Origin of the sequence: Thermosipho sp. 1074, assembly GCF_001999655.1 — a bacterium.
GTDB lineage: Bacteria > Thermotogota > Thermotogae > Thermotogales > Fervidobacteriaceae > Thermosipho > Thermosipho affectus.
This window is the reverse complement of the sequence record NZ_LBEX01000003.1, coordinates 13,071-36,477: the sequence shown is the minus strand read 5'-3', so window position 1 is coordinate 36,477 and position 23,407 is coordinate 13,071. Positions and strand designations below refer to the sequence as shown.

Below are 23,407 nucleotides of genomic sequence, written 5' to 3'. Positions count from 1 at the left end.
TTTACAAAACTTTTGTGAATAGAGTTATAGTATTCAATAGAAAAGGAGGCGAAAAAGTGGCTAATGTGTTTGGACCTGTTCCATCAAGGAGATTGGGAAACTCATTAGGAGTTAATTTAGTTCCTTTGAAAACGTGCAATTACTCGTGTGTTTATTGTCAATTGGGAAAAACAAATTATTTTACAAACGAAAGAAAGGAATATTATCCTACAGAAAAAATAATAAATGAATTGGAATATGCTATCAAAAATACTACTTTAAATATAGATTATATAACTTTTGTAGGTGATGGTGAACCAACTTTGCATTCGGGAATTGGAAGGATAATCAGATGGATAAAAGAAAAAACAAATTTTAAGGTTGCAGTTATTACAAACGGGTCGTTGTTGTATTTAAATGAAGTACGTAATGATTTGCTATATGCCGATTTGGTTCTTCCTAGTATAGATGCTCCTGATGAAAGAAAGTTTAGGTTAATCAATAGACCAGTCATGAAAATTAGATACGAAGAAATAATAGATGGCTTAAAACTTTTTGCAAGAAATTTTAATGGAAAAATCTGGGTTGAAGTCATGTTGATGAAAGATATTAATGATTCCAGAGAAGATATTGATAAAATTTCGAAAATAATAAATTCTATTTTTCCTATACCTGAAAGGGTTTATATAAATGTTCCCATTAGACCGCCGACAGAAAAGTGGGTGACTATACCAGATAAAAGAAGTTTGATGTATGCTCAGGAAAAACTCCCAAATGCTATACCCATTAATTTTAGGGAAGAAGGTAAGTTTGATGTTAATAAGTATACTAATGCATGTGAAGCAATTTTAGATATAACGGAAAAACATCCATTAAGATATGATCAAGCAAAAGAAATAGCAGAATATTTTAAAGAAACAATAGATGAAGTGTTAAAAAAATTACAAAAAGAAGTGAAGTTTGTGGAATATGATAATGAAAGGTATCTAAAAAAATTAAAAAATAAAAATGAGAATACGTTCTAGTGATTAGATAATGAATCATATTATCCATTTGCGATTTAAAAAACAACAAGAAGTGATATAATCGTAAAAGGAAATTAATAAAATGAAATTATTTAAAGAGGAGGTGGGGTATATGAATCTTAAAACAAAGATATTATTATTAGTCTTTTTACCTCTTCTAGTATTATTTGTGATTGGAATGTTTACTGCAAGTATGGTCAGTAGTAGTAACAAAGATGTTTTACAAAAAGTTCAAGAATATGAAAAAGCTACTTACGCACTTGAAAAACTCTCTGATTTTCAAGCAAGTGTTAAAGCGTACCAATATGGTGCAAAAAATTTCGAGGAATTAAACAAACTTTTTGTTGAATTACAAAAAGTTTCTAATGATATACCAATGTTGAAGAAAAATATTGACGTACTTTCAAAGAAATTGAAAGGTATAAAAGATGGCAATAAATACCTTATTTCTGATGTGGTGAAATTTACCGAAAATGTAAAAAAAGATATACTTTTTAATCTTGAAAAAAAGAAAGATAACTTAAACGAGGCAATAAATTATACAGATTCTATGATAAATGTTTTACTTGTCTTTTTACCAATAATTATTACGGTAATTTCTGTGTTCTTTGTTTTAATAGTTTCTTCTAAAATTTTCAAAAATATTACATTGTTAGTTACAGTGACTAACTCACTTACGCAGAATGACTTAACAGTTGATATTAATGAAGCTAAAACGAAAGATGAAATGGGAGTTCTTTTAAAATCATTTAAAAAGTTTGTTGATTATCTTAGGGATAATTTAAAGAAAATCCAAAGAAAAACAATTGATATAGTGGAAAACATTGATAAAATTTCTGATTCTACTGTATCACTGGCAAGTCAATCTGATAATATTGTAAAACGTATGGATAACATTTCTGCAAGAATTCAAACGATTTCCGCATCAATACAGGAAACGACAGCTGGTGCAGAGGAAATTAGTGCTGCTACCAAGCATATAGCAGATAGTGCGCAAGATTCCGCAATGTTTGCAGAACAAAGTACAGATCTTGCAAAAGATGCAGCAGATATATTAAAGTCCGTTATTCAAACAACTAAAAAGATAGCAGATTCTACAAAAGATGTAGAAAGAGTGGTTGAAAGTTTTAATAAAGGAGCAGAGGATATAACACAATTTATTGAAACAATTAATGCCATTGCAGAACAGACAAATTTACTAGCACTCAATGCGGCGATAGAAGCTGCACGTGCTGGCGAAGCAGGAAAAGGATTTGCCGTAGTAGCTGATGAAATTAGAAAGCTTGCCGAAGAAAGTAAAGTTGCATCAGAAAAAATAAAAGTCGTTGTTGATGAGATTTCAGGCATTGCAAAAGAAGCACAAAGTGTTTCACAAGAAATAACTATCCAGGTAGATGAAGGAACAAAATTAACTGATGTAGCTGATAAAAAACTCGATGAGATAATAGAAGCAATACAGAAGATAAACGAAATGCTACAGAATATAGCTGCATCTGTTGAAGAACAAACTGCGGCCGTAGATGAGATTTCAACGGCAATGGTTGATAATTCAAAGAGTGTTGAAGAGATAAATTACAATATCGGTGATATTAATGCATCACTTCAAGAAGTGAATGCTAATGTTCAGGAAATAGTAGATGAGGTAGAGGATATTAGAGATGGTACTAACACACTGAAGAATATAGTTTTAAAGTATAAAATATAAAATGAGGGGATATATCCCCTCATTTTTATGCATATTTACGCATACTAAAGCAAAAAAAAGATTTAATGTGATAAGTTTTTATAATTATACAAGAATTTAGTTGATAAATAAGAAGTTTTTAGATATACTTTTAAGTGGTAGAACGTAATTTAAGGAGGTGTTTTCATGGGAAAGAAAAAAGTTATAATAATGGGAGCAGCGGGTCGTGATTTTCATAATTTTAACACTTATTTTAGAAATAACCCAGACTATGAGGTAGTGGCATTTACTGCTACGCAAATTCCAGATATCGAAGGAAGGGTATATCCTGCAGAACTTGCCGGTGAACTTTATCCGAATGGTATTCCAATTGAGCCGGAAGAAAAGTTGGTAGAATTAATTAAGAAATATGACGTGGATGAGGTGATCTTGGCTTACAGTGACCTTCCACATCAATACGTTATGGAAAAAGCAGAAACCGTTCTTTCGGCAGGAGCTGATTTTAAATTAATGGGGCCAAGAAATACAATGGTTGAGTCAACAAAGCCTGTTATTTCAGTTTGCGCAATTAGAACAGGATGTGGAAAGAGTCAAACAACAAGGCGTGTCCTTGATATTTTAAGAGGATTTGGTAAAAAAGTTATTTCTATTAGGCATCCAATGCCATATGGTGACCTTGTTGCTCAAAAGGTGCAAAGATTTGCTGATTACTCTGACTTGGACAAGCACAAATGTACAATTGAAGAAAGAGAAGAATACGAACCACATATTGATAGAAAGAGTGTAATTTACGCAGGGGTGGATTATGAAGCTATTTTAAAAGCAGCTGAAGCAGAAGATCCAGATATTATACTTTGGGATGGAGGAAATAATGACTTTTCATTCTACAAAACGGATTTGTTGATTACGGTTGTTGATCCTCACAGACCAGGTCACGAGGTTTTATACTACCCAGGTATGTCTAATTTGTTGATGGCGGATGTTGTAGTGATTAATAAAGAAGAAACAGCAGATATTGAAGGTATTCAAAAAGTAAGAGAAAATATTGAAAAGTGGAATCCAAATGCGATTGTTGTTGATGCAGCATCTCCAATCTTTGTTGAGAATCCAGAAGCAATTAAAGGTAAAAGGGTGCTTGTAGTAGAAGATGGACCAACCCTAACACACGGTGAAATGAGGTATGGTGCAGGATACGTAGCAGCGAAAAAGTTTGGAGCAGCAGAAATAATTGATCCAAGACCATATGCAGTTGGTTCTATAGTTGATACATACAAGAAATATTCTCACCTTGATATGATTCTTCCCGCAATGGGATATGGTGAAAAACAGATGAAGGAATTAGAAGAAACAATAAATAGAGCAGATGCTGATCTCGTAATTATAGGTACACCTATTGATCTTAGAAGAGTAACGAAATTAAATAAACCTGCTGTAAGAGTTACTTATGAATTACAAGAAATTGGAAAACCAACACTTGAAGATATTTTGAAAGAATTTCTCGAGAAAAAAGGTTTGTTATAATAAAAAGCGGGGAGATTCCCCCGCTATCTTTTAGTGGGAGGGATGTACAAATGGGAGTTAATTTAAAAGGTAAATCCCTGTTAACGTTGCTTGATTTTTCTACAGATGAAATCAAATATTTGATTGAAATAGCAAAAACATGTAAAGCGGATAGTAGATCGCAAATTATCCATCAAAGGTTTCGAGGAAAAACACTTGCAATGATTTTTGAAAAAAGATCTACAAGAACAAGAGTTGCTTTTGAAACTGCTTTTGGTGAGGAAGGAGGACATCCATTATTTTTATCTACTCAGGATATTCAATTAGGTGCTAAAGAATCTATTGAAGATACTGCAAGAGTTCTTGGGAGAATGGTTGATGCAATAATGTTTAGAGGATTTAAACAAGAAACAGTTGAAATATTGGCAAAGTATTCTGGTGTCCCTGTATATAATGCATTAACTGATTTGTATCATCCAACTCAAGTTCTTGCCGATTTGATGACAATAGAGGAGAATTTTGGAAAGTTGAGAGGCGTAAAGTTGGTATTTATGGGTGATGGAAGAAATAATATGGCTAATTCTTTGATGATAGGTTCGGCAAAAATGGGTTTACATTATGTGATTTGTTCTCCAAAAGAATTAAGACCAAATGAAGAATTAACTAAAAGATGTTTGGAAATTGCAAAGGAAACAGGTGCAAAAATAGAATTTACAGATAATGTAGATGAAGCAGTGATAGGTGCTGATGTAATATACACAGACGTTTGGGCATCAATGGGTGAAGAGTCAAAAGCAGAAGAAAGAAGAAAGTTACTTATGCCATATCAGGTTAATAAAGAAATTATGAAAAAAACTGGAAAACCTGAAACAATATTTATGCATTGTTTGCCAGCTGTAAAAGGAGAAGAAGTAACTTTTGAGGTTATTGAAGGACTTCAAAGTAAAGTTTGGGATGAAGCTGAAAATAGAAAACATACGATAAAGGCTGTTATGCTTGCTACAATATGAATAAAAAGTCCTCTTGTTGTTTTTAAAATTTAGTGGTGAAACTTTTAAAAAACAAACAGTTAAATAAAGCGTATTTTTCTCCTCAAGCGTATGAGCTTGAGGAGTTTTTAATTTGGATAATTATGCTATAATATTTTTGAAATAAGGAGGTGTGGATTATCTTTAAAGGAATTTTGAAAAAGCTAACGGATATTTTATTAGTCTATGAATCAGATGATTTTGAAATAGTTTCAACTATTTTTTCTGAGGAAAGAGTGAAGGAAATATTTAGTTTGTTTCTTAAACAAAATAGATTTAATTTGTTGGATGGAATGGATAAATTCTTTTTTGAATTTGAAGATGAAATTTTTGAAGTAGATGTGGAAAAAGATAGCTATAAATATATAATTAGTTTTAAAAAGATTAATGATTTAGTTAGTAAGGATTTAAAAGCAAAGATGTTTAATATTTTAGGAAAGATACTTGATAAATTTATTTGTGAATGGTTGGAAAAAGGATTTAATAGAAAAGAAAACTATAGTAATTTAACTGAACTTTTTGTTGAAAATTTTCCGGAGATAGATGGTGCTTTATTTTCCACGAGAGATGGTGATATTTTATGCATAAGAGGTGCATCAGGTTTTGATTATGAGATAATGAAAGATGTTTTTTTTACTTTAGATGAAGTATACTCTGAAAGATTAAAAAGACCAATGATCGTTAAATTAGATGATGTTGCCGAGGAATATTATCTGAATGTAGATAATGAAAGGATGAAAAAAGTAGAATTTTTAATGAAGTACGCACATTTAACTAGAATATTATCGATGTTATCCATTCCTTTTTATAAAAATAATGAATTATTCGGGTTTATATCTTTATACAACTTTGAAAATGAATTTGCATTTGAAAATGAAAACTATATGTACCTTGCAAATGTACTTTCAAAATTATTTACAGGTGTATTTAACAAAATTTAACCCCATCTAGAGGGGTTAAATTTCTTTTACAATTTCTATGTTATTGAATCTAAATTTTAATATGTTTTTAAGTGCTTCAATATTCGAATCTCCTGTTTCAAATAATACAAGGTAGCTGTTTTGAGATAATCTAACATAAAAATCACTTTTTCTTATTTTTTCATTTATATCTTCTTTTGTTTTTAGCAAAATAGGATAAAACATTGGATTTCGCCTTTTTTTATCTAGAGCAATTAGTTTTATTGCAAGTTCCATAGATATTTCATTTCTTGTTGGTAAATTTGTTATTTCAAAATTATTAGGTAATTTTAGTTGTTGAGTCATTAATAAAATTTGCATTTCACATAGTTTTCTAAAAGGCATTATCCAATCAAAATCTAATCCACTTAGAAGTTCACCGGAGTAAAGCTGGGTGATTTTTTGTAGGACATCATTAGAAGGTTTTTTTTCCATAAGTTTTTGGAATTCAAGATAATCACATTTGAGTTTTCTAGGATTAAGGAATATCATATTTTTTTCTATCTTGAGATCGTCTTTGGTTATGTTTAATCCTTTTCTAATCATATATAAAAGTGTATTTAGGTTTTTTCTCGAGTATATTTTGTCATAACCTTCAAAAAATAAGTCTAGGATTTCATTTACAAATATTTTCCTTTTGACGTTTAAAATTAAATAGTATAGTATGTATTCGGCTTTTTTGCTGTTTAAAAGTATTTTTTCATCTTTTAGATAAATACCATATTTTCCGAACATTTTAATGTACATTTAATCCCCCCTATATTCCTTTTGATTATATTTTATCATATTGTGGAGATAATTTTATTATGATTTTTTTAAATTTTTAAAAGTTTTTAATTGAAAAAAGAGGTGAAATAGTGATTTTAGAGATAAAACAAATAAAAAGTGAAGCCGAAGAAATGGTAAATGAAAGATGGAATGAATTTTTAGAACTTAGGAAAAATGGTAGTGAAATAGATCTTTTTTCTGAATTATCTTTTTGTGTTTTAACTGCAAATTGGTCTGCAAAAGGTGGAATGATTGCGCAAGAGAAAATTGGTGAGGGATTTTATACATTTTCTCTAGAAGAATTAGAGATATCTTTAATGAAGGTCGGGCATAGGTTTCCAAGGGCAAGGGCAAGGTATATATATGAAAATAGATGGATTGTTGGAAATTTAAGAAACTTGTTGAGTTTACCCGTTAAAGAAGCAAGGGAGTTTTTGGTAAAAAATGTTAAAGGAATTTCATGGAAAGAATCTTCGCATTTTTTGAGAAATGTAGCTTTTTGTGAAGTTGCAATTTTAGATAAACATGTTTTGAGGTTGTTAAATAAGTATGGTTATATTGATATTATACCCAAAAATTGGAGTAAAAGAAGATATCTTGAAATTGAAAAAGTTTTTAAAGCTCTTGCAGATGAATTTGGAGAATGTCCAGGGAAATTTGATATGTATTTATGGTATTATTTAAAGGGAAAAGTCGAAAAATAGGAGGGATTTTATGAAAATTTCGGAAGTGTTGTTTAATGAGGCATTTGAGTTTGTAGATAATTCTGTTTTTTTGGAAGATTATATAATTGGATATGGTTTAACTGCTGCGTTGTTAAGTGATGGTAGATGTGGTGTTAGTTACACATTAAGAGAAGATACACTTGGAAAATGTGAAGAGTTTTTTAAATGTACTTCAAGTACGGGTAATCCAGTAAGTAAAATAGATGTTGGAATGGGTGTAAGAGAAATTTTGAAAATAGGGGCATTTTCCCCTGATCCTTTGACAAGATCAGTGGCATATGCGGTATTAAATTCCGTTTTTTATTATGATGAAAGTAAATATCTGAAAGGAGACATAACTAAGTTTTTAGATGTATCTTTTGATGACACGGTAGGAGTTGTTGGAAAAATAGAACCATTAATTGAATATCTTAAACCTGTTGCTTGGGATGTTTTAGTTTTTGATAGGAATAGGAATAGTGATGATGTGCTTCCAGATTGGGCTATAGTTGATCTTTTGCCTAAGTGTACAGTAGTAATCATAACTGGTGCAACAGTTGTTAATGGAACAATAGATTGGATTTTAAAATATGTAAATACAAAAAGGGTTATTATTGTAGGACCATCTACACCACTTGTGGAAAAAATACCGGTGAAATTCCTTGCTGGAGTAAGAGTTTTAGATTCAAAAAAATTATTTAAATTAATTGCACATGGTGCTGGAACAAGGAAAATAATTGCCGAAAAATTAGTTGAAAAAGTTGTAATAAAAGGAGGGATATTTTGACAAAAAAGTTGAGAAAAATTTTATATGGTTTTCAAAGAAATGAAATTACAGAATTTTATGTCTATAAATTTTTGTCAAAGATTTCTAAAAATAAAAATAGTAAAGTTCTTAGAAAAATTGCAGAAGATGAATTTAGACACTATAACATTTTAAAAAAATATTCGAAAAAAGATCTTCATCCGAATTATTTGAAAATAATTTGGCATATCTTTGTTTACTTTATTTTGGGATTAACTTTCTCTTTGAATGCTATGGAAAAGGCGGAAGAAAAAGCCCAAAAAAATTATTTGATGTTAAAAGATGAAATACCGGAAATTGAAAAAATAATATTAGATGAAGATTTACATGAAAAAGAGTTACTAAAGCTTATCGACGAAGAAAGGATAAAATATATTAGTTCAATGGTTTTGGGATTAAATGATGCTCTTGTTGAATTAACAGGAACGCTCGCAGGATTAACTTTTGCATTTCAAAATTCAAAATTGGTTGCCCTTTCAGGTGTGATAACTGGTATTGCAGCATCATTTTCAATGTCTGCTTCCGAATATTTATCACAAAGGTCTGATCCAAATTCACAAAATCCATTAAAATCTGCTATTTATACAGGTATTGCTTACATTTTTACAGTATTTTTATTGGTTATGCCATATATATTGGTACCTAATCCATTTTTTGCTTTAATTTTCTTGCTGGTTATTGCATTAGTAATTATTTTGTTCTTTTCATATTTTGTTTCAATAGTTCAAAATAAGAGTTTTAAAGGTTATTTTTCTGAAATGTTTTTAATTAGTTTTGGAGTTATGGGTTTGTCTTTTATAATAGGAATTATTGCTAAGATGTTATTTAATATAGACATTCTTTAGTTTTTTATTTCTTAAATATTCAATTGTTGAGAATAAAAGAATAACTATAAATGAATAAATTGTGTTTAAGGCTCTTGCTTCTGGAATTTTTCTGGAACTTAAGAGTCTATATATGGATATAGATAGGGTTGAAACTGGTGGGTTGCTTAATGTTATAGTTGCAGACATTTCACCTATTGATAATGTGAAAGCGTATACAAAAGCTGTTAGTAGATGGTATTTAATTTGTGGAAACCTTATTTTTAAGTTTAAATTAAATGTATTTGCACCGTCTATTTTAGCTGCTTCGATAGAGTATGGATCAATTGTTTTCCAACCACTTGAGATTATTCCATATACTATTGGAAGCGAAATTAACGAATATATTACAAGAATTGAAATGTATTGACTAATATTTAGAGATACATATGAGAAAGCAAGAGTAACTGGAGAAATTGATGCGGGTAAAAACATTAGATATTGAAGCTTTTGGATTTTATAAAAAGAGCTTATTATTGAGATAATTATTGAAATAATTGAAGAGATTATACTAAAAGAGATTGTATATACAAACATAGATGAAAAAGTGGTACCAATGTATCTTTTTAAATTTAATGATAAAAGTCTTTTAAAATTTTCTATTCCAAATCCTCCACCGTAGTTTATAAATCCTGAAAGAACGGAATATGTTAGTGGGATGAATATGATTGCAATGGTTAAAATTATATAAAAATATCCCCAAGTTGGGAATTTTTCTTTTAAAGAAGTTCCATTGAGAAATTCAAACTTTTCAAATGAAAGCATATATGAAACTACAGAGATGAATAAGATTTGAAAAAATGAAAGTGAAAGAGCACTTTTAAAATCAAAGAGTATTTTTGTATACATATATATGGAAACTTCAATAGTTGAATATTTTATTCCACCAAGTATTAAAACAACTGAAAAACTTGTAAAAGTATAGACATAAGTTAAAAGAAATGCTTTTAAAATTGATGGAGTTAAAATTGGAAGTTCCACTTTCCAAAAAATTCTATGTTGTTTCGCACCATCTATTTTTGCTGCTTCAACTAAACTTGCATCTATCTTTTCCCATGTTTCTCCAACTATCCTTATGAAAAGTGGAAAGTTATAGAAGACATGTCCTAGAATTACAGCGGTGAATGTATACAAAATTTTCCTATCAAATCCTAGTATTCCCAATAACTTAGTTAAGAGTCCATTTCTTCCAAAAGCCATTAAAAATCCAATGCTCATGGTAACACCAGGTAAAATAAAAGGAATTGATGACAATATTCTAAAAATAGATTTTAAAAATGGATGTGTTTTTGTTCTGGCAACAATGTATGCACCGGGTAGTCCAAGAAGCAATGTAAAAATCGATGAAACAATTGCTTGGGTTATAGTAAATTTGATAACATTTGAGTGATCTTTTATAGCGGAAAAGTTTATTCCACCAAATTTATAAAATAGAAAAAATAGGGGGACAAAAAGTCCCCCAATAACATATAACAAAGGAATTACCCACCAATAATTTCTTTTGACCATTCTTTTAATATCTCCTCTTGTTTTTCATATAAATTGGGATTTATTTTCAAAATTTTTTCCATTCTTGGCACATATTTAAATGCGTCTGGAATACTGACATTAGTTACAGGAAGCATCCATTGATTTAATGGAATTTTTTCTTGAAAATTGTCCATTAATACAAACTCTAAAAATCTTTTTGCAAGTTCCATGTTTTTTGCACCTTTTACTATTGCAGCATATTCAACTTGTACAAATGCTCCTTCTTTCATAATTACTGGTACATATGTAATTTTACCATAGTTGTAATAACTATATGCACCATCTGTGGCGTAACTTACCATGATATCTGCTTCACCAGTTTCGAGCATCTCAAACGCTTCATCCCAGCCAGGTGTTATTGTTAGTATGTTTTCTTTAAATTTTTTCCAAAAATCTAAATAGTTATCTCCATAGACAGCGATTGTCCACAACAAAAAACTAATTCCTGTGCTTGAAGTGCGTGGATCTTCCACAACTATTCTGTTTTTGAACTCTTTTTTTAATAAATCCGAAAAACTTTTCGGTGGATTTTTTACAGTGTTTTTGTTGTAAACTATTGCAATGGCACCAAAATCAAACGGTACACCGTATTCATCTTTTAATTCTGGATATTTTAATAAAGAATAATTTATCGGTGAATATTTTTCAAGTAACCCTTCTTTTTTTGCCCTATGTAGTAAAGCCTGATCAAGTCCTATTATTACGTCTGCTTTTTGCTTATCTTTTTCTAATATTAACCTTGCTAATACGGCTCCGGCATCTCCGAAAGATCTAAGATCGACTTTGCAATCATACATTTTTTCAAAAATTGGAATTACCTCATAACCAATCCCTGAGACGAAACTATCGTATGTGTAAATTACCAATGTTTGGGTAGAAAAATAAAGTACTCCAATTAGAACAAACAAGCTTACAATATATTTTTTCATTTTTTCACCTCCTAAAAAAAATCCCTCCTTTTGGAGGGTATTTCCCATCCCTCCGCCAGTATTATCTGGGTCAGGTTCAAAGGGTCGAAGGTTTCCACCTTCCTCTCAGCCCCGGAATATGGAGCTCCCCTTGGGTTAATTCTATTATACATCAGGTTGATTAATTCAAAAACATAAATTTTTACGTAAATGTTAAAACTATTCGATGTGTTAAGTTAAGCAATCGAACTGGTGTAATTTATTTGTTACATATAATTTTGTGTTTGTTTTCAAAGTTGTACAAAAATTTAATTGAAAAAAGGAAAAAGTATAATATACTAAATTAGGAAGAAAAAGGAAGGTGATTTATTTGTTCGAGGGACTACAAGAAAAACTTTCAAAGGCGTTTAAAAGTTTATCTGGAAAAGGAAAAATTACGGAAAAAAATATTAAAGAAGCTATTAGAATAGTAAAGCTTTCTTTGCTGGAAGCTGATGTTAATTATAAAGTGGTAAAAGAATTTATAGATGAAGTAAAGAAGAAAGCGTTAGGAGAAGAAGTCTTGAGATCTTTGACTCCTGATCAAATGTTTATTAAGATTTTGAAAGATGAATTAATTAGATTAATGGGGGAAAAATCGCAATTGCAAATGATTCATTCTCCTTCATATATTATGATGGTTGGATTGCAAGGAAGTGGTAAGACAACGAGTGCGGCTAAAATTGCAAATTTACTTAAAAAAAGAGGTAGAAAACCATATTTAGTCGCAGCAGATACCTATAGACCTGCGGCTATTGATCAATTGATAACTTTGGGTAAAAGGATAGACGTACCTGTCTACTATGGTGATAAAAAAAATCCAATTAAAATAGTAAAAGGGGCTTTAAAAGAAGTAAAAGATAGTGGATATGATGTAGTAATATTTGATACTGCTGGGAGATTGCACATAGATGAAGAAATGATGTCCGAATTGGTGGAAATTAAAGATATTTTAAACCCGGATGAAATTTTGATGGTAGTTGATGCAATGACTGGGCAAGATGCGGTAAACTCTGCTAAAACTTTTGATGAAAGGCTAGATGTCACGGGATTTGTGGTAACAAAGATGGATGGTGATGCAAGGGGCGGAGTGATTTTATCAATTAGATATGTTACACAAAAACCTGTGAAATTTATTGGAACCGGTGAAAAAATAGAGGACCTTGAGGAGTTTTATCCAGAAAGAATTGCAAGTAGGATATTGGGGCTTGGGGATGTTTTGACGTTAATTGAAAAGGCAGAGCAGGAACTTGATAAAGAAAAAATGAAAAATTTAGGAAAGAAAATGATAAATGCGGAGTTTACCTTGGAAGATTTTCAAGAACAGTTGAAGGAAATAAAAAAACTTGGTTCTCTTTCAAAAATTATTGATCTTTTACCAGGTGCCCCGAAGGTTGATTTAGATCAAGGTGAAAAAGAATTAAAAATAACAGAGGCGATAATAAATTCAATGACTCCTGAGGAAAGAAGAAATCCCAAGATACTTAATGCAAGCAGAAAGAAAAGGATTGCAAAAGGTAGTGGAACTAGTGTACAAGAAGTTAATAAATTAATAAAAAACTATGAGGAAATGAAAAAAATGATGAAAATGTTTAAAAAAGGAAAGTTACCATTTAATTTAAGAGGTTTTAAATTATAAAAATTTGTATGGAGGTGTTTAGTGTGGTAAGGATTAGGTTAACACGTATGGGTAAAAAGAAACAACCATTTTACAGAATTGTGGTAGTTGATCAAAGAAAAAGAAGAGATGGTGCATACATTGAAAGTTTGGGATATTATGATCCTATTAAGGACCCTTATGTTTTAAATGTTGATGTAGATAAGGCAGTTGATTGGATTTTAAAAGGTGCACAACCAAGCCAAACGGCAAGAAACCTTTTGAGAAAGGCAGGGGTCTTTAAAAAAGTTGATGAAATAAAAAATGTAAAAAAGAAGGAGGCTAATCAATGAAAGAGCTCCTTGAGTACATACTCAAGGGGATTGTAAAAAATCCCGAAGAGGTAGTTGTTTTGGAATTTAATGAGGATGGAAAAAGAATATTTGAAATATCGGTAAATTCCGAAGATGTTGGGCAAGTTATTGGAAAGGATGGAAGAACAATAAAGTCAATTAAGATACTTTTATCTTCAATAACCGATGAAAATGATTTTATTTTGAAGGTGGTAAGATGATTAAGACTCTCCATGAGCTTTTAAAAGACAAAGTCCCAGTTGCAATACTTGGGAAAACGCACGGGCTTGGTGGAGAGTTAAGGTTGTTACCATTAACTAATATACCTGAAGTTATTGAATCTTTAGATGAAGTTTTTATATATAACGAAAAGGTAAAAAAGTTTCTATTTGGTAGAATCTCATACATGGTATTGTCAAATGGTTATTACATTGTGAAAATTAAGGGAATTGATTCTGTGAATGACGCTAAAAAATTTGTGGGGTCTAAACTTTATATTGAAAAAAGTATGTTGCCATCTTTAAAAGATGATGAGTATTATTTTTACGAAATTTTAGGTTTAAATGTCTTTGATGAGAATGGTAAGAACATAGGAAAAGTTGATGAGATTATACAAACGGGTAGTAACGATGTTCTTGTAATAAATAAGGATACCGAAAATGAACTTATGATACCTGTTATTAAGGACTATGTTGTTTTAATTGACAAGAAAGATAGAAAGATAGTTGTCAGGCTTCCGGAGTGGTTAGGGTGAAAATAAGTATTTTAACCATCTTTCCTGAGATGGTAAGTGTAATAAAAAAATATGGAGTAATCTCCAAAGCGGTGGAGAATAAGATTTTAGATATCCAAATATTTAATCTTAGAGACTTTACAAATGATAAACATAAGGTTGTTGATGATTACCCTTTTGGTGGTGGCCCAGGAATGGTTATGAAGCCCGAGCCTTTTTTTAGGTTTTTTGAGTATTTTAATAAAGAATTTGGAAAGCCTTATACAATTTTAACCTCGCCACAGGGAGAAACGTTAAATAACGAAATTGTAAAAGAATTGAGTTGTGAAAAAAATGTTCTTATAATTTGTGGAAGGTATGAGGGAATTGACGAAAGAGTAATGAGTTTTGTTGATAGAGAAATTTCAATAGGTGATTATGTTTTAACTGGCGGGGAACTACCAGCTATGATCATTGCAGATGCAATTTCAAGATTTGTTCCAGAAGTCATAGATAAAGATTCGGTTGAGCAAGAATCTTTTAACACGGGAATACTTGATCATCCACATTACACAAGACCGAGAGAAATAAATGGTTTAAAGGTTCCAGAAGTTCTACTAAGTGGAGACCACAATAAAATAGAAATTTGGAGACGTAAAATGGCGTTAAAAAAGACTATGGAGAAAAGACCGGATTTGTTCTTTAATAAAGAATTTGATAAGCTTGATAAAGTTGCGTTGCTGGAGTTGTTTAGGGAGTTGATTGATGGTGTTAGATAAAATTTATCTCGCTTTAATTCATTATCCAATTTTAGGAAGAGATGGTAAGATTATATCTACAGCTGTTACAAATTTAGATATACATGACATTGCAAGGACTTGTAGGACTTACAATATTAAAAAGTACTATCTTGTGAATAACTTACCTGCCCAACAAGATATAGTAAAGAAAGTTTTGGCATATTGGCGAGAGGGATTTGGAAAAGAGTACAATCCCAATCGTTCAGAGGCCTTATCATTAGTTAAGTTAATGAGTTATTATGAGGATGTTATTGAAGATATAGAAAATATTGAAAAAGAGAAACCTATCATCATGTTTACATCTGCCAAATGGCGCGAAAATACTATAACATTTGATGAAGGAAAAGAAATGATTTTGAGAAGTGATAAACCTATTTTAATTTTATTTGGTACTGGTTGGGGTATGCCAGATGAGATTTTAGAGCAATGTGATTATGCATTAGAGCCTGTAAGAGGAAAATCCGATTTTAATCATCTTTCTGTGCGGGCTGCTGTTGCAATAATACTTGATAGGTTAATAGGAGAGAATGTATAAAGGAGGGATTTATATGAGTATGGATAACCTTATTAGAATTATTGAAAAGAATCAAATTAAAGAGGTGCCAGAATTTAGACCTGGAGATACTGTAAAAGTATATGTTAAATTTAAAGAAGGCAACAAAGAAAGAACACAAGCTTTTGAGGGAATTGTAATTTCTTTAAGAGGTTCTGGTATTGGAAAAACATTTACAGTTAGGAGAATTGGTGCTAATGGTGTGGGTGTTGAAAGAATCTTTCCACTGTATGCACCGATAATTCAAAAAATTGAGGTTGTCAGGCGTGGTAAAGTTAGAAGGGCAAAACTATATTACTTGAGAAACATCCGCGGAAAGGTGAAAATTAAGGAGAGAAGGTAATTTAAATGAAAAAAAGCCCTTCAAAAATCTTTAAGGATACAGTTATTACGCTTGTTTATGCTATAGTTGCAGCTACAATTATTAGGCTGTTTGTTTTTGAAACTATGATGGTCCCCACAGGTTCTATGATACCAACTATTAACATTGGGGACCGCCTTTTTATTGAAAAAATAACTTTTCAAGCGAGAGAACCTGAAATAGGTGAAATAACAGTATTTTGGACGCCTTTCCGCGATGAGAGAGCTCAACAGATGCTTAGAGCGTTTGATAAATTTATGGATTTGTTTTCCCCAAAGGAATTTAAAGGACATGTAAAATATGTAAAAAGGCTTGTGGCAAAAGAAGGCGATGTTATTACGTTAAAGTTAGTTGATGGTAAATGGAAACTATTTGTTAATGGAGAGATTCCAGAAAATTTAAGGGATGTTAATTACTTACCTGAAGGTGTTTTTGAATATCCGGAACTTTGGAATTATTTAGATAAGGCTAGTAGATTGAGAAATAATCAAACAGAATATAGGAAATTTCTCTATGAACTTGCTTTGAAAAAAGGTTCAAAATTTGCCAATATAGTTTTTAGTATAGTTGGCGGAATGGAACCAGTGAAATACGGTATCCCGTATTATGAATATGTGGATAAATATTTAAAACCAAAGAATATAAATTTTGAAGATTATATATGGAAAAAAAATGGGCAAGTCTTTGTAAAAATACCAAGCGGTTTCTACTTTTTTATGGGAGATAATTCTAGGGAAAGCTTAGATAGTAGATATTTTGGATTCGTTCCCAAAGAAGCTGTTATTGGAAGACCTATATTGAGAATTTGGCCATTGAAAAATTTTGGACCAGTTCAACCAATTGGGATAAAATAAAGGCTCCTTTTAAGGAGCCTTTATTTTTATTATTTCACATTCCAAATATCCTTTGCGTATTCCATTATCGTTCTATCACTTGAGAAAATGCCGACTCTTGCAACGTTTAGTAATGCTTTTTTATTCCAAAGATATTTATCTCTATATGTTATGTCTATTTCTTTATGTCTAGTTTTATAACTGTCAAAATCTGCAAGTAGCATATATTCATCTGCTTGTGAGCCATTTAAACCAAATAATAACGCTTGAAATATATCTTTAAACAAGTCAGGATTCTCTTTGTTGAAGAATCCATTGTTTATAGCATCTAGTATTTTTCTAATATTTTCATTTCTCAAGTATATGTCATATGGATTGTAAAGCCTACTTTCTTTTAGTTTTTGGACTTGTTCTGCAGTTAATCCGAATATAAAGATATTTTCATCACCAACGCATTCTTTTATCTCGATATTTGCACCATCAAGTGTTCCAATGGTCAATGCCCCGTTTAATGCAAATTTCATATTCCCAGTACCTGATGCTTCTTTTCCAGCAGTTGATATTTGTTCACTTACATTTGCGGCTGGTATTATTATTTCTGCAAGAGATACGTTATAATTTGGTATAAATACAACTTTTATTTTATCGTTTATTTCTTTGTCATTATTTACTATGTCTGCTACACTGTTTATCAGTTTTATTATCAACTTTGCCATTCTATATCCTGGTGCAGCTTTTGCGCCAAAGATAAATGTTCTAGGATAGATATCAATATTTGGATTTTCTTTTAAAGTCTGGTAAAGATATATAATATGCATCACATTGAGAAGCTGTCTTTTATATTCGTGGAGCCTTTTTACTTGTACATCAAAGATAGATTCAGGATCTACATTTATACCTAATTCCTTTTTTATATAGTTTGAAAGTTGTTTTTTGTTATGTTGTTTTACTTCAAAGAACTTATCTAAAAAGTTTTTGTCATTTGCATAGGCTTCAAGATTTTTTAGATAGTCTAGGTTTATAATCCAATTATCTCCAAGTGTTTCATTAATTAGATTTGAAAGATTTGGATTGCATTGCAATAACCATCTTCTTTGAGTAATTCCATTGGTTTTATTATTGAATTTTTTTGGCCATATTTCGTAAAAATCTTTAAAAACACTGTTTTTAAGTATTTCTGTGTGTAATTTAGATACACCATTAATTGAAAAAGAGCCAACTATTGATAAATTAGCCATTCTGACTTGCTTTACATGTCCTTCTTCAAAAATAGAAACATTCCTTATTTTATCAATGTTTCCACTAAATATTTTATTTGCGTTATCTAAAAACCTTGCATTTATTTCGTATAAAATCTCAAGATGTCTTGGAAGCAGCCTTTCCAAAAGATGTACTTCCCATTTTTCCAAAGCTTCTGGCATAACTGTATGATTTGTATATGCAAAAGTTTTAGTGGTAATTTTCCATGCTTTTTCCCAAGATAATTTTTCTTCATCAACTAAAATTCTCATTAATTCTGGAATAGCAAGTGCTGGATGTGTATCATTTAGCTGGATTACGTTTTTATCTGGGAATATATCAAAATTGTTTCCAAATTGTTTTTTAAATCTTCTTATAATATCTTGTATGGAGGCTGAAACAAAGAAGTATTCTTGTTTTAGTCTTAGCTCTCTCCCTGCGTAAAAAGCATCGTTTGGATATAACACTTTGGAGATTGCACTTGCAATTGCTTGAGATTCAACGGATTTTATATAATTTCCTTTTTGAAAATTGTCAAAATCAAATTCATTGATTGGCCTTGCAGACCAAAGTCTTAATGTATTTGCAACTTCATTTCCATATCCAATTATCGGTGTGTCATAGGGAACCGCTAAAATATCGTATGTATCTACCCATCTAAATCTTAAATTTCCATCTTTGTCTTTGTAACTCTCTGTTTTTCCAAAGAATTTAATTTTTACGCTTCTATCTTTTCTTTCGATTTCCCATGGATTCCCATTTTTGAGCCAATCATCTGGTAGTTCAACTTGAAAACCATCTTTGATTATTTGTTTAAATATACCATATTCGTACCTTATACCGTAACCATATCCAGGTATACCAAGCGTGGCAATAGAATCTAGAAAACACGCTGCAAGTCTTCCAAGTCCGCCATTTCCCAATCCTGCATCGGGCTCAATTTCGGCTATTTCTTCTAATTTTAGATTTAAATCTTGCATCGCTTTTTTTACGTCATCGTAGATTTGTAAGTTTAATAGGTTATTGTAAAGTAGTCTACCAATTAAGAATTCAATTGAGAAATAATAAACTCTTTTGGTATCAGGATTTTCAAAGTATTTTTTTTGAGTTTGCAACCATTTTTCTACTACTTGGTCTTTAACCAAGAGTGCAAGTGCATTATACTTGTCCCATGATGTTGCATTTTCAAGTGTTTTTCCAAGGGTTAGATTGATGTGATCTAAATAGTTTTCTTTGATGAGTCCTTTAGAAGTTCTAAACCTTTTATCTTCTTTTATCTTTTTAGTAACTCCCATTTTGAAAACCTCCATTCGGAATCGTTTCCAGTAGATTTGACATTTAAATTCTATCATTTTTTGTTATGAAATGTCAAGGAATAAAAAGAATTACGAAGATTTTTGATGATAAAAAAAAATCCTGGCTTTTTAGCCAGGATTTCAGTAACCAAATGAAAAGACACCAGTAGCACCTTTATAAAAGTAGAATAAAGCCACATAGTCACCTTTTTTAACCTTTGAAATTGTTTCATTCCAATCGTTTAAATTTTTAATATTATAAACTTTTCCGTTTATTGCAATTTTGTATATTATTGTTCCTTCTTTTATAAAATTGTTTTTGCTGTTTATAACCAATACTCCTTTAATTTTTTCTGGTATTTGGTATTCTTCTCTATCAGAATTTGTAATTTCTTTAACTGTTATTCCTATGAATTCTTTCGTTTCAATGGTCTCTTTTTTATTTTCAGATTTTCCAAGGACTACTTCAAGTTCAATTTCTTTTCCTTTTCTATTTATTTTTATCTTTATTTTTGAACCTGGTGTATAATTATGGATAATTGAAGCAAGTTCACTAGCGGTAGTTACAGACAGATTTTCAACTTCAGTGATAACATCTCCTTCTTTTAATCCTGCTTTTTCTGCTGGAGAATTTTCGATAACTTGTGAAATATATACCCCTTTATTTACTTTAAGTCCAAGAGCCTTTGCAAGTTCATTTGTAACAGTCTGCATGTATACACCTAAATATGCTTTTTCTGCCTTTCCAGTTTTTATTATACTTTCAATGAATCTTTTTGCAGTATTAATCGGTATTGCAAATCCAATATTCATTGCTTCAGAAGGGGCTATTATAGCGGTATTAATTCCTATAACTTGACCGTGAATATTTAATAATGGACCTCCACTATTTCCAGGGTTAATCGCAGCATCAGTTTGGATAAGATTTGTGTAGTATCCGCTATTATCTGGTTTGGGGATTTTCCTACCTGTTGCTGAAATAACACCTACTGTTACAGTGTGTTGGAATCCAAGAGGATTACCAATTGCTATTGCCCATTCACCAATTTTTAATTTATCGGAATTACCAAATTCCAAAGTTGGAATTTCTTTGTTTTTTGGAGTTATTTTAAGTATGGCAATATCTAATTCTCTATCTCCACCAATATATTCTGCTTTAAACTCTGTACCATCCAATAGAGTTACCTTTATATCTTCAGCACCGTCTACAACATGAAAGTTTGTTAAAATGTATCCTTCTTTATCAAAAATAAATCCTGAACCTAAACTTGTACCTTTTTGTTGATATTGTTTTGGTATATCTCCAAACCATCTTTTAAAGAAATCTTCTATAAATGGATCAATATACGAAGTTGAGTAAACCGTTGCTTCAATTTTAACGACGGCTGGAGCTGCCGCTTCTACAACATTTGTAATAGGACTTTCGTAATTTTGGTTTACAAATCCCAATGTTAAAATTGACAAAGTGACAAAGAATACTACAACTAAACTTTTTTTCATGTTTTTCACCTCCTGAGATTATTAGTAATTATCTTCAATTACCATCTTATTTGACTAATTTGTAACTTTTTTAGTTCTAAAATATAGTTTTCGAATTTTACATGTTGTGTTATAATGTAAATAGAAAGTAACAAGATTTTTGGAGGTGATAATTATGAAGGTAGAAATGATGGTAAAAGATAAAACATTAATTTTAACAGATGAGACTCCTTTCTTTATAATGTTGAGAGATTTGTTTTATGGTGGAGATTGGTATAACATGAAGAAGGATTTTACCGAATTTGTAAATGAAATTGAAGATTTGGAATTTATTGAAAAAAATATCACTATTTTAGGTGAAGCATTTTATGGTCCAATTATTTGGTCAGAGATTATTGCATTTTTAAATAAAAGAAATATACATCCTGATAAGTTTGAGCATGGTACGGTTGATGGATTATATGAACTTGCAATAGAGTATGCTGATAAGGATTTACTTGGTGATGCGAAAAATATTTTAGAATTTGCACTTAAGATTGATAAAAATTTTGCTCCTGCATACGAATTTTTGGGAACTATATTAATTGAACATGGGAATTTTGATGAGGGAATAAAGTTTTTAAATAGAGCTATTGAAGTTGATCCTTGGCTTGTTCAGGCGTATTCTACTCTTGGTGAAGTGTATTATAATAAAGGAGAATATGATAAGGCGATTGGTTATTGGTTGAAAGAGATAGAATATTCACCAAATGATATTTTTACTTATTTTATGATTGCAGATGCATATACTAGATCCAAAAATTATGAGAAGGCAATTGAAATTTTAAATAGATTAATTGAAATTGATAATGATAATGTAATTGCAATGTATGAACTTTCACAAATATACAGAGAGATTGGAAAAGAAAAGGAAGCAGAGATTGTAGAGCAGGAAATTTTAAATTCCAAGCCAAGCGATCCAAATGGAATGGAAATTTGGGCTAAAATAAAAATGAAATATGGAAAGTACGAAGAAATTGTAAAAGCTATTGAACCAATGATAGATGAATCTATTGAATCATTACATCTCAAAGCTTTATTGATAGTTCCATATATAAAATTAGGTAAAACTGAAAAAGCCAGAAAATTTTATGAGGAGCTAAAACAAAATGATTTTTGGTACTTGTTTGGTAAAAAGGAAATTTTTGATAAATATTTAACAAATAAGGAGAAACAATTGTGTGGTATTTCGTAAATTTTGTTTTGGGAGTGATATTCGGGAGCTTTTTAAATGTAATATTATATAGAAGCGTGGAGGGATTAAAGGTTAACGATCCTCCACGTTCTTTTTGCCCTTATTGCAAAGTGGAAATTAAGTGGTATGATAATATACCACTTTTAAGTTATATTTTATTGGGTGGAAGGTGTAGGAATTGTGGAGTTAAAATACCTTTCAGGTACTTCTTTGTTGAGCTTTTTACAGGTATTATGTTTTTAGTACATAGTGTATTTTTCACAAGATTTGAAAGTTTAATTTTAGATATAATGATTTTTTCAGTTGTTGTAGTGGTTTATGTTGATATGAAAATTTTGATGATACCAGATTTTACTTGGGTTTTGTTATGGATTTCAGCAATTTTGGATTTAATTAGAAATCAGTATTTTTGGTATTTAAGAATAGTTTCTCTAACTTTAATGTTGAGTATATTTTTACTCTTGAAGAAATTTTATAAAGATGAATTAGGAGAAGGCGATATCTACTTAATTGTCCCTTTTTCATTTTTGCTAAGTCTACCATTTTCAATTTATCATTTACTCCTTTCGTCTGTTTTGGGTTTGTTATTTTCATTGATTAGAAAGAAAAAAATAATACCATTTGGACCATTTATTTCAATTTCTGGATATTTATTGTATTTTTTTATGTTAAAATATTTTTGAGGTGTTTAATTTGAGAATATTTATGTTTTTTGTTTCAGTAATTTGTCTATTTTTTTTGTTTTGGTTATTTAAAAATTTTCCGTATAAATATACTGAATATTTTCCAGAAACAATTTTTGATAAGCTCTTGATATTAAGCATTATAAAAGTTGAGAGTAGTTTTATAAAAGATGCTGTTTCTCCGCTTGGTGCCTATGGTTTAATGCAGGTAATGCCACAAACTTCTGAGTGGATTAATAAAAAGTTTGATAAAAATTACAATCTTTATGTTCCAAAGGATAATATACAATTGGGAATAAAATATCTTGAGTATCTGTATGAACTTAACGGTAATTTAGCGGATGCTTTAATTGGTTATAATACAGGCCCACATGCATCAAAAGAGGTTAAAGAAAGTGCTGGTAAAAGATACTTAAAGAAAGTCTATACTGCGTATTATATTTATAAATTTTTATATCGAGGTGATTGATTTGAGA

24 protein-coding genes and 1 riboswitch are annotated in these 23,407 nt (G+C 30.6%); of the genes, 19 read left to right on the top strand and 5 right to left on the bottom strand.

Annotated elements, in window-relative coordinates; translation table 11 throughout:
- Positions 1-56: 56 nt before the first annotated feature.
- The 5 genes from XO08_RS00520 (at position 57) to XO08_RS00500 (ending at position 6,157) form a co-directional block, all read left to right on the top strand.
- Positions 57-1,004 carry a radical SAM protein gene (locus tag XO08_RS00520; protein WP_075665133.1) on the top strand — a complete coding sequence of 316 codons (948 nt, stop codon included), beginning with the start codon at positions 57-59 and terminating at the stop codon, positions 1,002-1,004.
- Between the two features lie 112 nt (positions 1,005-1,116).
- On the top strand, positions 1,117-2,709 hold the full coding sequence (locus tag XO08_RS00515; protein WP_075665132.1) for a methyl-accepting chemotaxis protein: 1,593 nt from the start codon (positions 1,117-1,119) through the stop codon (positions 2,707-2,709).
- A 165-nt stretch (positions 2,710-2,874) separates the two neighbouring features.
- Complete coding sequence (locus XO08_RS00510; protein WP_075665131.1) at positions 2,875-4,209, top strand: cyclic 2,3-diphosphoglycerate synthase; 1,335 nt, start codon at positions 2,875-2,877, stop codon at positions 4,207-4,209.
- Positions 4,210-4,259: 50 nt separating this feature from the next.
- Positions 4,260-5,198 carry an ornithine carbamoyltransferase gene (gene argF, locus XO08_RS00505; protein WP_075665130.1) on the top strand — a complete coding sequence of 313 codons (939 nt, stop codon included), beginning with the start codon at positions 4,260-4,262 and terminating at the stop codon, positions 5,196-5,198.
- A 173-nt stretch (positions 5,199-5,371) separates the two neighbouring features.
- The gene (locus XO08_RS00500; RefSeq protein WP_077286952.1) at positions 5,372-6,157 is read left to right on the top strand and encodes a hypothetical protein; all 786 of its coding nucleotides are present in this window, start codon (positions 5,372-5,374) and stop codon (positions 6,155-6,157) included.
- 15 nt (positions 6,158-6,172) lie between these two features.
- Here the strand turns inward: XO08_RS00500 and XO08_RS00495 are convergent, their stop codons facing one another.
- A complete protein-coding gene (locus XO08_RS00495; protein WP_075665128.1) occupies positions 6,173-6,922 on the bottom strand; it encodes a hypothetical protein in 750 nt (249 codons plus the stop codon).
- Between the two features lie 89 nt (positions 6,923-7,011).
- On the opposite strand from XO08_RS00495, the gene XO08_RS00490 reads away from it, so the two are divergent.
- Genes XO08_RS00490 through XO08_RS00480 form a run of 3 tightly spaced genes read left to right on the top strand, consistent with a single transcriptional unit; the run spans position 7,012 to position 9,297 of the window.
- Entirely contained in the window at positions 7,012-7,647 is a 636-nt protein-coding gene (locus tag XO08_RS00490) for an N-glycosylase/DNA lyase (RefSeq protein WP_255362947.1), read from the top strand.
- Between the two features lie 10 nt (positions 7,648-7,657).
- Entirely contained in the window at positions 7,658-8,434 is a 777-nt protein-coding gene (locus XO08_RS00485; RefSeq protein WP_075665126.1) for a Rossmann-like domain-containing protein, read from the top strand.
- Positions 8,431-9,297, top strand: coding sequence for a VIT1/CCC1 transporter family protein (locus tag XO08_RS00480; RefSeq protein ID WP_077286946.1), 867 nt, complete (start codon positions 8,431-8,433; stop codon positions 9,295-9,297). The genes XO08_RS00485 and XO08_RS00480 overlap by 4 nt, the downstream gene beginning before the upstream one ends.
- Here the strand turns inward: XO08_RS00480 and XO08_RS00475 are convergent.
- Together XO08_RS00475 and XO08_RS00470 are read right to left on the bottom strand one after the other, a co-directional pair.
- Entirely contained in the window at positions 9,274-10,791 is a 1,518-nt protein-coding gene (locus tag XO08_RS00475; RefSeq protein WP_233120216.1) for an iron ABC transporter permease, read from the bottom strand. The two genes, XO08_RS00480 and XO08_RS00475, sit on opposite strands and share 24 nt — an antisense overlap.
- A 5-nt stretch (positions 10,792-10,796) precedes the next feature.
- Positions 10,797-11,774, bottom strand: coding sequence for a thiamine ABC transporter substrate binding subunit (locus tag XO08_RS00470; RefSeq protein WP_075666662.1), 978 nt, complete (start codon positions 11,772-11,774; stop codon positions 10,797-10,799).
- Between the two features lie 30 nt (positions 11,775-11,804).
- Positions 11,805-11,915: riboswitch (TPP riboswitch) on the bottom strand.
- A gap of 208 nt (positions 11,916-12,123) precedes the next feature.
- Between XO08_RS00470 and ffh the strand changes: the two genes are divergently transcribed.
- The 8 genes from ffh to lepB are packed head-to-tail and all read left to right on the top strand — an operon-like array spanning position 12,124 to position 17,022.
- Positions 12,124-13,431: a signal recognition particle protein gene (ffh, locus tag XO08_RS00465; RefSeq protein ID WP_075665124.1), complete on the top strand. Its 1,308-nt coding sequence runs from the start codon at positions 12,124-12,126 to the stop codon at positions 13,429-13,431.
- A 23-nt stretch (positions 13,432-13,454) separates the two neighbouring features.
- Positions 13,455-13,742, top strand: a complete 288-nt coding sequence (gene rpsP / locus XO08_RS00460; protein WP_075665123.1) for a 30S ribosomal protein S16 — start codon at positions 13,455-13,457, stop codon at positions 13,740-13,742.
- On the top strand, positions 13,739-13,963 hold the full coding sequence (locus tag XO08_RS00455) for a KH domain-containing protein (RefSeq protein ID WP_075665122.1): 225 nt from the start codon (positions 13,739-13,741) through the stop codon (positions 13,961-13,963). Before rpsP ends, XO08_RS00455 begins: the two co-directional genes overlap by 4 nt.
- Positions 13,960-14,496 carry a ribosome maturation factor RimM gene (gene rimM, locus XO08_RS00450; protein WP_075665121.1) on the top strand — a complete coding sequence of 179 codons (537 nt, stop codon included), beginning with the start codon at positions 13,960-13,962 and terminating at the stop codon, positions 14,494-14,496. Before XO08_RS00455 ends, rimM begins: the two co-directional genes overlap by 4 nt.
- Positions 14,493-15,233 (top strand): tRNA (guanosine(37)-N1)-methyltransferase TrmD, encoded by a 741-nt coding sequence (gene trmD / locus XO08_RS00445; RefSeq protein WP_075665120.1) that lies wholly within the window; start codon positions 14,493-14,495, stop codon positions 15,231-15,233. The genes rimM and trmD overlap by 4 nt, the downstream gene beginning before the upstream one ends.
- Positions 15,223-15,789 (top strand): RNA methyltransferase, encoded by a 567-nt coding sequence (locus XO08_RS00440; RefSeq protein ID WP_075666661.1) that lies wholly within the window; start codon positions 15,223-15,225, stop codon positions 15,787-15,789. The genes trmD and XO08_RS00440 overlap by 11 nt, the downstream gene beginning before the upstream one ends.
- Positions 15,790-15,802: 13 nt before the next feature.
- Entirely contained in the window at positions 15,803-16,150 is a 348-nt protein-coding gene (gene rplS / locus XO08_RS00435) for a 50S ribosomal protein L19 (RefSeq protein WP_075665119.1), read from the top strand.
- 5 nt (positions 16,151-16,155) lie between these two features.
- Positions 16,156-17,022 (top strand): signal peptidase I, encoded by an 867-nt coding sequence (gene lepB / locus XO08_RS00430; RefSeq protein WP_075665118.1) that lies wholly within the window; start codon positions 16,156-16,158, stop codon positions 17,020-17,022.
- Between the two features lie 29 nt (positions 17,023-17,051).
- On the opposite strand, the gene XO08_RS00425 is transcribed toward lepB, so the two are convergent.
- A complete protein-coding gene (locus tag XO08_RS00425) occupies positions 17,052-19,535 on the bottom strand; it encodes a glycogen/starch/alpha-glucan phosphorylase (RefSeq protein WP_075665117.1) in 2,484 nt (827 codons plus the stop codon).
- Positions 19,536-19,676: 141 nt separating this feature from the next.
- The gene (locus tag XO08_RS00420; RefSeq protein WP_075665116.1) at positions 19,677-21,035 is read right to left on the bottom strand and encodes a Do family serine endopeptidase; all 1,359 of its coding nucleotides are present in this window, start codon (positions 21,033-21,035) and stop codon (positions 19,677-19,679) included.
- Positions 21,036-21,189: 154 nt separating this feature from the next.
- Between XO08_RS00420 and XO08_RS00415 the strand changes: the two genes are divergently transcribed.
- From XO08_RS00415 to XO08_RS00405, 3 genes are read left to right on the top strand one after another with little or no spacing between them, the layout of a single operon-like run.
- A complete protein-coding gene (locus XO08_RS00415; protein WP_075665115.1) occupies positions 21,190-22,248 on the top strand; it encodes a lipopolysaccharide assembly protein LapB in 1,059 nt (352 codons plus the stop codon).
- Complete coding sequence (locus XO08_RS00410; protein ID WP_075665114.1) at positions 22,233-22,931, top strand: A24 family peptidase; 699 nt, start codon at positions 22,233-22,235, stop codon at positions 22,929-22,931. Before XO08_RS00415 ends, XO08_RS00410 begins: the two co-directional genes overlap by 16 nt.
- 1 nt (position 22,932) lies before the next feature.
- Positions 22,933-23,400: a lytic transglycosylase domain-containing protein gene (locus XO08_RS00405; protein WP_232218196.1), complete on the top strand. Its 468-nt coding sequence runs from the start codon at positions 22,933-22,935 to the stop codon at positions 23,398-23,400.
- Positions 23,401-23,407: the final 7 nt, after the last annotated feature.